The organism is Helicobacter sp. MIT 00-7814, from assembly GCF_003364115.1.
In the GTDB taxonomy this organism is placed as follows: Bacteria; Campylobacterota; Campylobacteria; order Campylobacterales; family Helicobacteraceae; genus Helicobacter_F.
In genome coordinates this window covers 1-13097 of the sequence record NZ_NXLL01000022.1, presented here as the reverse complement: position 1 = coordinate 13097, position 13097 = coordinate 1, and the positions used below count along the sequence as shown (strand labels likewise).

Annotated in this window: 14 protein-coding genes; 1 reads left to right on the top strand and 13 read right to left on the bottom strand. The window is 43.0% G+C overall.

Annotated elements, in window-relative coordinates; translation table 11 throughout:
* Window positions 1-5: 5 nt before the first annotated feature.
* From CQA49_RS07345 to CQA49_RS07310, 8 genes are read right to left on the bottom strand one after another with little or no spacing between them, the layout of a single operon-like run.
* The gene (locus tag CQA49_RS07345) at window positions 6-962 is read right to left on the bottom strand and encodes an RluA family pseudouridine synthase (RefSeq protein WP_115575322.1); all 957 of its coding nucleotides are present in this window, start codon (window positions 960-962) and stop codon (window positions 6-8) included.
* A 27-nt stretch (window positions 963-989) separates the two neighbouring features.
* Window positions 990-2555: a single-stranded-DNA-specific exonuclease RecJ gene (gene recJ, locus CQA49_RS07340; protein ID WP_115575321.1), complete on the bottom strand. Its 1566-nt coding sequence runs from the start codon at window positions 2553-2555 to the stop codon at window positions 990-992.
* Window positions 2549-3460 carry a homoserine kinase gene (gene thrB / locus CQA49_RS07335; protein ID WP_115575320.1) on the bottom strand — a complete coding sequence of 304 codons (912 nt, stop codon included), beginning with the start codon at window positions 3458-3460 and terminating at the stop codon, window positions 2549-2551. Before thrB ends, recJ begins: the two co-directional genes overlap by 7 nt.
* Window positions 3461-3493: 33 nt before the next feature.
* On the bottom strand, window positions 3494-4069 hold the full coding sequence (locus CQA49_RS07330) for a hypothetical protein (RefSeq protein WP_115575319.1): 576 nt from the start codon (window positions 4067-4069) through the stop codon (window positions 3494-3496).
* 9 nt (window positions 4070-4078) lie between these two features.
* Window positions 4079-4876, bottom strand: a complete 798-nt coding sequence (locus CQA49_RS07325) for a MotE family protein (RefSeq protein ID WP_115575318.1) — start codon at window positions 4874-4876, stop codon at window positions 4079-4081.
* Window positions 4876-5298, bottom strand: coding sequence for a flagellar export protein FliJ (locus tag CQA49_RS07320; RefSeq protein ID WP_115575317.1), 423 nt, complete (start codon window positions 5296-5298; stop codon window positions 4876-4878). Before CQA49_RS07320 ends, CQA49_RS07325 begins: the two co-directional genes overlap by 1 nt.
* A 4-nt stretch (window positions 5299-5302) precedes the next feature.
* Window positions 5303-6553, bottom strand: coding sequence for an adenylosuccinate synthase (locus CQA49_RS07315; protein ID WP_115575316.1), 1251 nt, complete (start codon window positions 6551-6553; stop codon window positions 5303-5305).
* Window positions 6554-6558: 5 nt separating this feature from the next.
* Window positions 6559-7413: an ATP phosphoribosyltransferase regulatory subunit gene (locus tag CQA49_RS07310; protein ID WP_258864261.1), complete on the bottom strand. Its 855-nt coding sequence runs from the start codon at window positions 7411-7413 to the stop codon at window positions 6559-6561.
* 215 nt (window positions 7414-7628) lie between these two features.
* On the opposite strand from CQA49_RS07310, the gene CQA49_RS07305 reads away from it, so the two are divergent.
* A complete protein-coding gene (locus CQA49_RS07305) occupies window positions 7629-8078 on the top strand; it encodes a hypothetical protein (protein WP_115575314.1) in 450 nt (149 codons plus the stop codon).
* 14 nt (window positions 8079-8092) lie between these two features.
* Here CQA49_RS07305 and CQA49_RS07300 read toward each other — a convergent pair whose 3' ends face one another.
* The 5 genes from CQA49_RS07300 to CQA49_RS07280 all read right to left on the bottom strand — a co-directional run bounded on the left by CQA49_RS07300 (window position 8093) and on the right by CQA49_RS07280 (window position 13025).
* Entirely contained in the window at window positions 8093-8893 is an 801-nt protein-coding gene (locus tag CQA49_RS07300) for an SDR family oxidoreductase (protein WP_115575313.1), read from the bottom strand.
* 65 nt (window positions 8894-8958) lie between these two features.
* Entirely contained in the window at window positions 8959-10062 is a 1104-nt protein-coding gene (gene prfB, locus CQA49_RS07295) for a peptide chain release factor 2 (protein ID WP_115575312.1), read from the bottom strand.
* A 40-nt stretch (window positions 10063-10102) separates the two neighbouring features.
* Window positions 10103-10819, bottom strand: coding sequence for a di-trans,poly-cis-decaprenylcistransferase (locus tag CQA49_RS07290; RefSeq protein ID WP_115575311.1), 717 nt, complete (start codon window positions 10817-10819; stop codon window positions 10103-10105).
* A 20-nt stretch (window positions 10820-10839) separates the two neighbouring features.
* Window positions 10840-11286 carry an acyltransferase gene (locus CQA49_RS07285; RefSeq protein ID WP_408938916.1) on the bottom strand — a complete coding sequence of 149 codons (447 nt, stop codon included), beginning with the start codon at window positions 11284-11286 and terminating at the stop codon, window positions 10840-10842.
* Window positions 11287-11354: 68 nt separating this feature from the next.
* The gene (locus tag CQA49_RS07280) at window positions 11355-13025 is read right to left on the bottom strand and encodes an N-6 DNA methylase (RefSeq protein ID WP_258864260.1); all 1671 of its coding nucleotides are present in this window, start codon (window positions 13023-13025) and stop codon (window positions 11355-11357) included.
* Between the last annotated feature and the right edge of the window lie 72 nt (window positions 13026-13097).

Sequence of the window (13097 nt, the reverse complement as noted above, 5' to 3'; positions counted from 1 at the left end):
CAAAATCAAAGCGTTGCAAAAAGTTGCAAAATTTGAGAATCTAGCCTTGAGTGAAAGCTAAAAATAAAATTTTTAAAGAAAAATTTTAGCGCGCTTGCATTGAGGCACAAATATGGCGCGCCTGTAAGCGTAATGTGCTCACTCTCATCCACATTGCGCGTTTCTAAAAAATAGCGCGCGATATTTTCACTCACACCATAAAGACTATCGCCCAAAATCGGATGCCCTATGCTGTCTAAATGCACGCGGAGCTGGTGCGTGCGCCCTGTCAATGGCGTAAGCAAAACAAGCGAGGCATTTTGCTTCACGCTTAAAATCTTTAGCAAAGTCTGTGATTCCTTGCCTTGTGCGCTTATAAAGCTTCTTATACTTAGATCTTTTTTGGTATTTTGACTTAAAATCGGCTTATCAATAAGAAAAGCGCCCTCTTTTTCTATCAGTCCATTTTGTCGCAAAGATTCCCTTGTGAGTGCGCCTTTGAGGATTGCTGTGTAGGTTTTTTGAAATTTTTGCACGCTGTTTTTTAGCGCAATTTCGCTTTTCTTATGCAAACCACACACCACAAGCCCGCTCGTTTGAGAATCTAGCCTATGGATCGGGTTTGCGTTCTTACCAAAGTGCATTTTGAGCGCGTCATTTAAGCTCGCGTGGGAAAACAAGCCCTTTGGGTGGGTCAGCAAATCATGAGGTTTGTCATACACGCAAAAATCCTTGTTTGAAAAAAGGAGCGTGAGATTTTTGAGCGAGTCATTTTCCAGTGCGTTAGAATCCGCCACAAAATGGAGCAATTCCACTTTGCCCGCGATAATTTGCGCTTTTTTGATGGTTTGGTTATTTTGCGTCAATCGTCCTTTATCGATGATACGCTGGGCTTCTTTTATGCTAAATCCCAAATCCTGCATAAGGAACAAAAACGCCTTTTTTGGCTGTGGTAGGAGAAATTCTTGCGTGAGAAAGGGCATTAAATTTGTCTTTTTTAGAATCTGGATTCAATCTTTTCTAACTTTGAGGCAAGGGCGATTGTAAAAAATATCTTTTGAAAGGCTAAAAATCCATTCATTTTTTTCTTTTGGCACTTCTGAGCTGAAAAATTCAATCCCGCTTATTTGCACGCCTTTGCTACTTAGGAATTTTAGGCTCAAATGCGCCTTGTTTTTACCAATGGCTTTAGATTCTATCAATTCTAAATCGCGACAGAGGAAAAAAGGCATAGGATTCCCCTCGCCAAAAGGCTCAAAACGCTCTAGCATTTTTAAAAATTCTAAGTCCAAATATTGCGAGCTAATCTCGCCTAATACGCTTTCTTGCATATCCTCACCTAAGCATAAATGCTCTGAAAAAAGCTCCATAAACTCTTGCAAATTTGTAGAATCTAAACTTAGCCCTAGCGCGCCACTATGCCCGCCAAACTCTTTGAGTAAAGGCTTAATTTCTTGCACTTTTTGCGCAGTTTTTATCAAATCCGCCCCGCCAAAGCCCCGCGCCGAGCCTTTTAAGATCCCATCATCGCATTCTGTGCTTAGCACAAAGGCGCATTTTTTGTGCGTTTGGGCTAATTGTGAAGCGATAATCCCAAGCACGCCCCCATGCCATTCTTCCCCGCTTGCATACAAAATATTTGGCAATTGCGTGAGATTTTGCTGCGCTTGAGAGAGAATCTCTTGCTGCACGAGCTTTCTTTGAGCGTTAATTTCACAAAGTTTGTCATAAGCGCTAAATGCGCGCGCAGGTGTTTTGGCAAGCAAAAAATCAAGCGCTAAATTCGCATCGCCCATTCTGCCCGCGCAATTTAAAAGTGGGATAAGATTAAAAGCGATATTTTCGGCATTTATCACGCCAACCTTTTGACAAATCACCTTGCAGAATCCAAAAGGCGCGCTCTGCAAGGATTCTAAGCCTTTTTTAACGAGAATCTTATTCACCCCCACAAGTGGCATCACATCCGCCAAAGTCGCAAGGGCTAAAAATGGCAAAAACGCGCCCATATCGACATTTGCCTGCAATTCCTGCTTTATCCCAGCGCAAAAATACCACGCCACCACGCAACCACAAATATCTTTAAAAGGAAAGGCGCAACCCTCTTGCTTTGGATTTATCACGCATTGCGCGCAAGGCAGTGTGGCGTGTGGCGTGTGATGGTCGGTGATGATAAGAGGGAGGTTGTGTGTTTGGCAATATTCCGCCGCGCTAAAAGCGCTAATGCCATTATCCACGCTTATCACAAGCGCAAAATTTTGCGGCGCATTCACGCGATCTAGGAGATTTGGCGAGATTCCATAGCCATCGCTAAAGCGATTTGGCAAAATGATTTCATAATTTGTGTAATTGATAGCATCAAAAAACCCACTCATCACCGCGCTTGCATTCACGCCATCCGCATCATAATCCCCAACGATGAGAATCTTTCCCTTTTGGCTCATTACTTTTGCAACGATTTTTGCGCCCTCAACCACGCCTTTAAGCAAATGCGGCTGTGGCAAATCTTTAAGGCTTGCAATGCCTTGTGTGGTGTTTCTAGATTCTAAAATCTCTTCAACAAGGCGTGGCGTTAGCATTCGCACTCTCTTACGCCAAAATTATCAAACTCTAGCTCTAGCACTCTAAATTTTGGAAACGCCTCTTGCAGGACTTTGCATAAATGCGCGCTGTCCTCTTTATAGCAGATATTAAGGAATGATGAGCCACTGCCACTTAGCGTGCTACTTAGCGCGCCATTATTTAGGCTTAGTTTTTGCAAACCAAAGAGAATAGGCAGGTTTTTCATACGCGCATTTTGGTGGAGTTTGTCCCTGCTTGCAAGGCGGAGCTTGTCCCAATCATGGCTTAAAAATGCCGCTGTAAGCAAGGAGGAATGAGAGAGATTAAACACGCAATCTTTGAGATTGTAGGTTTTTGGCAATGCTTTGCGTGAGAGTTTAGTTGAAATGCTTTTATGTGGCACAACCACCACCGCGCTAATATCCTTTGGAATAGGCGCTGTGATACGCAAGACATTTTGGGCGATTTCATTTTTTTCACTTTTATGAGAATACTGCAACGCCGCGACATTAAAGCCCCCAAAAAGCGCTGGGGTAATATTATCAGGGTGGTTTTCGTATTTTATGGCGATATTTAGCATGCTGTCTTTATTGAGTGGCTTTTTTGCATACGCATAGGCTGCGTATATCGCGCTCACTATCACCGCCGAGCTTGAGCCAAGCCCGCGCGAGACGGGGATATTATTTTCAAACAAAAACTTGCATTCCGCCTTTTCCCCAAAAGATTGCAGAATCTCAGAAAAAATTTTGACAAAAATATTATCCGTCTTTAGGCGCACATTATCCTTGCCTTCCCCGACAATCTGAATGCTTGTGATTGAAGCAGGCGTGATAGTGATGACATTGTATAAGCTTAGCGCAAGCCCCAAGCTATCAAAGCCCGGACCAAGATTTGCGCTTGTGGCGGGGACGATTATTTTCAATTCCTACTCCTTATCATAAGGTGGCGTGATGCCTCACACAGGTGGCAAAACATAGAGTGGCTCATTTGTGCTTGAAAAATCTTTTGGACGCAAAATCTCTGGCAAACTAAGCGCGTTTTGCAAGAGTGTATTTTGCGCAAGGGATTCTACACTTTCTAGCACAATCTCATCATTTTCTAGCACAAAATATTTATCACTAAAGGCGTGTATCGGCGCGTTGTTGTTGAAATAAAAACTAGGCGCGCTAAAAAGCGCGTAACCTTTCACAAGGCATAAAGTATGCAAAAAAATATGTGTAGCTTTGAGCGCGCTAAAGCGCCCCGGACCTTTGGCGTAATAAATTGAATCTAGCGCAATATTTTTGCTAAAAATCTCGCTAAAAAGGCAATTAAGCGCGTGGGTGGTGTGTCCTGCAAATTCCCATGAGTTTTGCAAGGTTAGGGTTGATTTTACTTCGCTTGGTTTGCGCACGCACTCGCTATTTTTTGATTTCTTAGATTTTGTGGATTCTGCAATGCTGTTTGATTGAGTGGAATCCTCACACTCACTATACAGCCCGGCTAAAAGTGGGGAGTTGATGCTTAGGATTAGAAGGGCTTGTTTAGACATTTGCGTGGCTTATGGTGTGGGAGAATTTGGATTGTTGGAATCTGCCAAATCTTGCGCGTTTAAATTTTGATTTACTGAATCTTGTGCTTGATTTTCTTGCACCTCATTATTTTGTATTTCGTTATTTTGCGCGCCTTCATCTTGCGCCTCGCCATTTTGCAGTGTATCTGTTATTTGGATTTGTGCTGGAGTTGGCGCTGGGGGCAAATTTATAGAATCTTCGCCCTTTGGCGCGCGGATTTTTTGCGTGATACTTGCTGCTTTTGCAGAATCCATTTTTGAAAGGATTCTGCTAACATCTTTAGAATCCATTTGAGAGAGGATTTCCACCGCTTCTTCTTCTTTCATCGCGGAAAGGATATCCGCGGACTTCGCCTCTTTCATCTGCTGATAGCTCACAATCACCTTATCATCGCTTTTTTTCTGAATCTGGTGCAAAATTTCCTCATTTTTTGCAAGCATTTCTTGCACATATTCTTCCCTTGCTTTCATTTGCAAATCCGCCTGCTCATTTTGAGCTTTGAAGTCCGCTAGGAGCTTTTCTTTATGCTTTTGAAGCTCTAGGATTTTTTCATCGACTTCTTTTTGCGCCTCTTCAAGCTTTCGCATTTTTTCGTCCAAAAGCACTTGCGTGGCATTTTGCAAAACTTGCAGGGCTTGCTGTTGCTCATCGATTGTTTGAAGCTCTTGGCGGATTTCATCTTTGCGCTGTTCAAAAATTATATTGCAATCAAGGAGGTTTTCTTGCGCGCAAAAGCTAAAAGAGAGTGAAAGCGCAAAAATCCCGCTAAATAACTTCGCGCGCATTACACAAGCCTTTTGCGATGATGTAGCATGAGTGCGACTTCATCACTTTGCCTTTGTTGCGCGATTTTGAGCTGTTTTAAGCGCGCCTCTTTTTCTTTGGAATCTAAATATTTCATTTTTTCATACTCGATATTTAAGATTTTGTATTCCTCTTCAAGTGCCTTGCGCTGGGCTTTGAGCGAGGAAAGCTCGGAGTAGAGTTGCTCTAAATGCGCCAAAAGCGTGTTTTTAACCTCTAAAACCGCCTTATAAGCGAGATAATTGCCACTTTGTGGAAGTTCGACTTCTGCAATTTGTGTTAAAAAGTGATGGATTTCCTCTTGCTTGTTTGTAATAAATCTATTATGCTCCAAAATCTTGCGCTCTTGGCTATCAAGCGCTTTTTTGCGCACGAGCAAGATAGGGCTAAATTTTGTATCCATCAAGCTAGCTTTCTAGGTTAATAATATCATCGCGCTCAGGGCTTGTGGAGACAAGCGAAATTTTTGTGCCAACGCATTGTTGCAAAAAGTCAAGGTATTTTTTCGCATTTTCTTCTAAATCTGCGTATTTTCTCACACCTTGCACGCTTCCCCAGCCTTGCATTTGGGTATAAATTGGCTTTGCGTTTTCATAATCAGTTGGCACATAATCAATTTTTTGCCCCTTGTATTCATATGCTGTGCAGACTTTGAGCGTTTTTAGGGAATCTAGCACATCAAGTTTCATAATGCTTAAGCTCTCGCACCCATTGAGCCTGCACGCATAGCGCACCGCCACCGCGTCAAACCACCCACATCTGCGCGCTCTGCCTGTTGTTGTGCCAAACTCAAAGCCCTTTTGGCGTAAAAATTCTCCATCTGCGCCATGATCTTCAGTTGGGAATACGCCATTGCCAACGCGCGTGCAGTAAGCCTTTGCGATGCCTAGCACTTTTTTAATATCCCTTGGCGCGAGCCCTGTGCCACTGCATGCGCCAGAAGTGAGCGTGTTTGAGCTTGTCACAAAAGGATAGGTGCCATGATCGATATCTAGCATGCTTCCTTGCGCGCCTTCACAAAGGATCTTTTTGCCGCTATCTTGTGCTTCCCAAACTTGCAAAGTCGTATTACTCACAAAAGGCAAAAGCACCTCGCTATCAGCTTTTAGCTCTTTAAGCAAAGAATCCACACTTGGCAAATCAAGCTTAAAATATTTCGCGTTTGGCTCTAAATCGCGCAAGGTAGATTCAATCTTGCGCTCTAAAAGCGCAAAATCGCGTAAATCACTCATACGAATCCCGCTTCTTGCGACTTTATCCGTGTAGGCTGGTCCTATGCCTTTGCAAGTTGTGCCAATTGCGCCTTTTTGCTTGCTTTGCTCTTTTGCCTTATCAAGCATTTCATGGTAGGGCAAAATCACATGCGCTTTGTCACTGATAAAAAAGCGCCCTTCTAAGTCCTTAAACGCGCTTAGTTCCTCAATGAGCGCGCGCGTATTTATCACTACGCCATTTCCGATGATATTTTTGCAATGCGGATACAAAATGCCCGAAGGCACGAGGTGTAGCGCGATTTTCTTACCATTTACGACGATGGTATGCCCGGCGTTATGCCCGCCTTGATAGCGCACGACAAAGTCATATTCACGCGCTAGAGAATCTACGATTTTCCCTTTTCCTTCATCTCCCCATTGAATCCCTACAACCACATCAGCCATACTCTTTATGCTCCCTCCAAAAGTTTCGCCACGACATTATCTGTATAAATCGCAAAGCCACATGAAGGTGTTTGCGAAATCACATAGCGCCCGCCGATGACTAGCACTTCATTGCCAATAAATGCTCGATAAAATAAATCCTCATAATACCCGCCCGGCGCGTAAAAAAGCGGGGAAAAAATCGTATTTTCATACACGCAAAAAGACGCGCACTCAAGCAAGGATTCTAATTCTTTGCGTAAAAATTGCGGCATAGAATCAAGGCATTTTTCTAAATCCTGCTGACTATGCACCTTTGCAAGTATGCTTAAAAAATCCGCACTTTTGCCTAGCGCGCTATAATCTTGCGAGATAAAAGATTCTATATTGATGTCTAAATGTTGCGCGCAAAGCAAGGGGATTTTTTGATTGCAAATTTGCAAAAATGGCTTTAAACCAAACTCCTCTAAAAGTAGCACAGATAGGCACATCACAGGCGCTAAACTTTGAGAATCCAAAAACTCCACGCCAATTTGATTAAGCTCTGTTGTCGGATAGTCATACACCGGCTGGATATAAAACCACTTTTTGTGGCTTGTCGAGCGCGCGATACGCTTTGTGATGATACGCATCGCATCGACGGTGCTATCATAGCGTAGGACGATTTGGTGATTATCCTCCCCGCTTAGGCGTATCATATCGCGGTTTGAGAAGTCGTCTTGATGGCTTAGGAAGCTAAATGTCGGCGTGGCGATTTCCTTATAATCATTTTCATACAGAATCCGCACGGCAAGGGATTCTATATCGCGTTTGAGTTTCGCGGATTTGTCAAAATAAAGTTTGCTACCTTGCGGTAATTCATGCTCGAAAATCAATGCCATCACCTTAAAAAATATTTTCTACTTAAACTCACAAAGCGCGGATTATAACACAAGCTAACTTAAATTTCTGTCGCTTTTTGGCGTGAAAATTTTTGCTTTTTTAGGCATTTGTGAAATGCTATACGTAAAGAATTGTTAGAATCTTAACTTTTACAAATTTTTGTGAGTGATTTTGCGTGGTATAATGCGCCAAAAATGCAGATAAAGGGTAGTTTATGACTAAGACAATGTGCGCTATAAGATATTTTGGTATTCTGCTTGTGAGCTTTTCACATGGCATTGCACTTGGCATTTTCTCCTTCTGTGTGGCAGAAATCATGGGCGTTGGCACAAATAAGCCTTATTGGTTCGCAATATTTTTAATTTCTATGCTTTTGACTACCTGCGCCTTTTTTCTCCTTATCAAGCACATAGCTGATAAAAGGCGTTATTGGCTTTATGGCGCGCTTATTGTGCTAGATTTTTTTATTTTTACACTGGTAACTTTTGTGCTTTCAGGGTTGGATTCCGCGTGGCTAGTTATCTTTTTCTTTCCTGCATTTTTGAGCGGGCTTATCGGCGGGAGTGTTATTATCTTTAGCAAAATGAAATGGCTCATAATCTTCGCTGTGCCTGCTTCCATAATCGCGTTTATTTTGTGGTTTCTCTGGCTTTTGGAAAGCTAAGTTAGCGAGTAAATCTACATTTTTGCTAGCTTGATTATTAGTGCTCTTGGGAGAATGCGCGCTAGGATTGCGTAAAGTTTATAAAAAAGGCTGGGCGTGTAAAGCGTTTTTCCTTTTAGTGCTGCTTTTATCGTATTTATTGCGACTTTTTGGGAATCTAACTCTGGCAGTTTGCGCGCGTCTTCGCGCGTTTGTCCTAAATCTGGCGTCATTCCTGTCTGCATAAGTCCCGGACATAGTGCGCATACGCCTATACCCTGCGCTTTTAGCTCCTCATTGAGTCCAAGGCTAAACGCACTCAAATACGCCTTGCTCGCGCTATAAACAAGCAGATTCACATTTGGCGCGAAGCTCGCCACTGATGAAACTTCGATGATTTTACTACCTTGCGCTATAAATGGCAGGCAAATCTTTGTAAGCGCGCTAGAGGCGATAATATTCACATTTATAATATCTAGCATATCTTGCAAACTAGAATCTACAAACTTCCCATAGCGCGCAACGCCAGCATTGCTAATAAGCAGGCTAATTTGGGCATTTTGACTTTTAAGCGCATTTTCTAGCGTCTCAAAACTTGATAAATCTGCTAAATTAAGCGCGAAGATTTTACATTTTAGGGGATTTTGCACGCTTTGAGAATCTAGAATCTCCTTCTGCAAGGATTCTAGCTTCTCTTTGTTGCGCGCAATAAACCATAGCTCGCTAAGTTTGCTAAGTAAATCCTTTTGTCCTGCATTCTTTCTTAGCTCAATAATCGCACGAACAAAGCTTGCCCCAAGCCCAGAACTCGCCCCACTAATAATGGCTATATTCATTTTACCTACCTCTCAAGTTTTTATATATCGCGCTAGATTTTAGTCCAAACTACAATCTTAAATCTTTACTCTTCTTTGACGCTCATTCCTATCAGCACGGATTCTATAAGCTCATCGATATCGCCATCTAGCACCGCGCTTGTGTTGCTCGTGGCGTAGTTTGAGCGTAAGTCTTTTACCTGCTGATAGGGTGCGAGGACATAGGAGCGGATTTGATGCCCCCAGCCTATCTCGCTTAAATCTTTGGAATCTATCTCGCCTTGCTGTTTTGCGCGCTCGAGTTCATAAAGCTTGCTTTGGAGCATTTTTAGCGCGGTGGCTTTGTTTTTGTGCTGTGAGCGGTCGTTTTGGCATTGCACGACGATGCCTGTGGGAAGGTGGGTTATGCGGATGGCGGATTCTGTTTTATTGACATGCTGTCCGCCTGCGCCACTTGCGCGATAGGTGTCGATGCGGATGTCCTTTTCCTCAATGGTGATTTGTATATCATCATCAAGCTCGGGGCTTACTTGCACGCTGGCAAAGCTCGTGTGGCGTTTGGCGTTGGCATCAAATGGGGAGATTCTCACCAGCCTATGCACGCCATTTTCACTTTTGGCGTAGCCATAGGCGTTTTCGCCTTTGATGATGAATGCCGCGCCTTTGATGCCCGCTTCCTCGCCATCTTGATAATCCAAAAGCTCGACTTTGTAGCCTCGCCGCTCTGCCCAGCGTAGATACATACGATAAAGCATGCTCGCCCAGTCTTGTGATTCTGTCCCGCCAGCGCCGGGCTGTATGGTGAAAATCGCGTTTGCACCATCATTTTCGCCACTTAGCATAACTGCGATTTCTAGCCCGCTAATTGCGCGCTTTAGCTCGCTTGATTGAGAAAAAAGCTCTTGCAAGCTAGATTCATCATTTTCAGCACTTAAAAGCTCAAAAAGCTCTTCAGAATCTTTTACGCTCCTATCCGCATTTTCAAAAGATTCCAAAAGGCGCGTGATTTTGCGCTTTTGCTTGCCTAGCTCGCCAGCTTTTTTAGAATCCGCCCATAAATTTGGATCTAGCTCCAAGCGCGCGATTTCCTCCAGCTCTTTTTGCAACGTCGGCGGATTAATCATCTTTGCGATATTTTCAACCTTCCCGCTAAGCTCTTTTAGTAGCTCGCCATATTCGTAATTATCCATTTTTACCCTTTGTGAGATTCTCTATTTTGCGATGCGCGATTTACACGCCACCAAAGCGCCTTGTGCGTTTGTGGAATTTTTCGATAATTTTTTCCAACTCATTTGAGGTGAAATCCGGGAAAAGCGTCTTCGTCCAAAAAAGCTCCGCATACGCGCACTGCCAAAGCAAAAAGTTTGAAAGTCGCTTTTCCCCGCCTGTGCGGATGAGTAAATCCACATCGCCAGCGATTTTTGTATCTAAATGCGATTCTATCCCGCGCGCGATGCCATTGAGACAATTTGTAGAATCTAGCGTGCTTAGGCGTGCCAACTCGCCACTTTTATAAAGTGAGAGCACACTACGAGAAAGCTCATCTTTTGAGCCATAGTTAAGCGCGAGAAGTTGCGTTAAACCCGTATTTTGCGCGGTTTGGGTTTGGGTTTGGCGGATTAGACTTTGCAGATTCTCACTTAGCGCGCTAATATCGCCAATAGCCACAAAGCGGATGTTATTTTTTTGATACACCTTAAGCTCGCTTTTTAAATACCGCTCCAAAAGGCGCATGAGAAAATCCACCTCTTGCTTTGGGCGTTGCCAATTTTCCGTAGAAAAGGCGTAAAGCGTGAGAAAAGCGATATTTTTGCTCGCACAATATTGCGTGATTTCGCGCACGACTTTTGCGCCCTCTTTATGCCCAAAGGTGCGATTTTTGCCACGATTTTGCGCCCAGCGCCCATTGCCATCCATTATGATTGCAATATGTTTGAGTGTTTGCATAAATTTCCTTTAATAATCTCTTATAATTCCCGCAAAAAGCGCGCAGGATTCCCCGCATAGAATCCACTTTTTACAATATCCTTGCTCACCACGCTTCCCGCGCCAATGACGACATTATCGCAAATTTTCACAGGCAGGATTGTCGCATTTGAGCCAATGCTGACATTGTTGCCAATTTTTGTGCTTTGCCATTGCGACTTTTGCTTTGAGGGCGCGCCCTCTTTAAACAAATCATTGACAAACATCACGCCATGCCCGATAAAGCAATCCTCTCCAATCTCCACAAGCGAGCAAATAAAGCTATGACTTTGCACGCGCGTTCTTGCGCCGATTTTCACCTCGCTTTGAATCTCACAAAATGGTCCCACAAACACATTTTCGCCAAGCTCGCAACCATAAATATTGCAAGGTGCGATGATATGCACGCCTTTGGCGCAGGATTTTGGGTTGATGCCAGAATCTTGCAGTTTTATGGAATCTTGCAAATTTATAGAATCTTGTGACTTCACATTTTGCCTTTTAAACGCGCGATTAGCTACTCGCGCAAAGATTCCAGCTCGGATTTGATGGATTCTAATTTTTCATTCAAATCACAAAGGCGCTTAAATTTCTCCTCCGCGCCAATTTTAAAATCAAGCGGGATTCTGAGTTCTTTGAGATTTTCCACATCGATAGTTTTAATATAATGTGCGTAAAGCTCGCCAAGCGCCATTTGCCCGCTATTTGAGTAAAAGTAGCAATACAGCCCAAGCGCCTCGATTTTGCTTTTTGCGCGCACGATGACGATGCCGGTGTTTGCCACTGCAAGGGTGGAGTTGAGATTCTCGCCAAAAATGCCAACCTTTGGCGTGCTCCCGCGTAAAGAAAGGCAAATGTCATAGGCTTTAAGCGCGTATTTTTTTATCTTTGCTTTATCGCCTAGGCTACGCAAGGTGCTGAAGTTTTTGCTGATTCCATAATCGCTAAAATCCGCTAAGCCCACATCATAATAAGTGATTTTTGCGTCATTTTTCCCGCCATAGACGCGCTGTCCGCGAAAAATCGTTACTAAATCGCCGAGTAAAAGGCTTTTTGTTTGGGAATCTTGCTCTTTTTTCCTCACAATGGGAAGGTTGTATTTTGGCAGTTCGCTATAAGGCGTGAGAAAGCAAAAGTCATTATTTTTGCGCTTAAAAAAGCACTCCAGCAGAGAATCCAGATTCACAAGGCGATTGTATTTGCCATCTTTTTTCCAAAAGCGCTCATTTTTGGCGTCAATGCTTAAGATCTCTTTGTTATTTGGGGAAAGCACCAGCACGCAAAAATCCGCATTTTGGTGCGGAAAAATATTTTTTGGTAGCTCGATAATCGCCTCTATCAGCCCCTGTTTATAGAATCTTTGCATAAATTCGCTTTCAATGCTTGATTTTTGCAGAGTTTGCGTGCGTAAAACAAACACACCGCGCTTTTTGAGATGATGCAGCGCGTGGATTAAAAACACCCATTCAGAATAAGTTTTTGCCAGCCCATGAAGTCCGCTAAAGCGCTTGTCGTCCTTGAGATACTCCACGCCGATATGTGAGACATTTGGCGGATTGCAAATAATCTTATCAAAGCGAGAATCAAAGCAGGGCGCTTTTAAAATGTCATTTACCATAAGATTTTCAAAGCTTAAGTTTGAGAGTATGCAAGTAAGCTTCGCCACCTTTGCCAAGCGAGAATCTAGCTCCTCGCCATAGAGTGAGACTTGCGCGCGCTTTTCTTGTGCGATTTGAGAAATCATCAAAAACAGCGAGCCAATGCCATAGCAGGGATTATAAATGCTCTCGCCATCTTTAATATCAAGCAAGCGCACCAAAAGTTCATTGACTTCCAAAGGCGTGGAATAGTAATAGAGCTTATTTGCTGTCTTTTTTTGTGTGACAATATGCAAAAATTCCTCGATATCATTGAGCTGTGTTGAGGCACTTTGCAACATTTTAAAGATTTTTAAAAAATTAATATTTGGATTTATGGCGATAAATTGTTCTGCATCTATGAGCTTTTTTAGCTCTAAATCAAGCTGGGCGAAAATATTTTTGCGCTTTTGTCCTTGTGTGATAAAATCCTCTAAAACCTCTGGCGCGTGGTTTTTGAGAATAAAAAGCTCTAACATAATGCTTATAGAATCTAGCATATCCACATGGTAGCGCTTGATGTATTCAAAGCATGAGAGAAGTTTTTCCAAAAGAATTTCCTTAAAAAGTTACTGATTTTTGGCGGATTCTAGCAAAATAACTTTTGAAAATCCATTATAGAC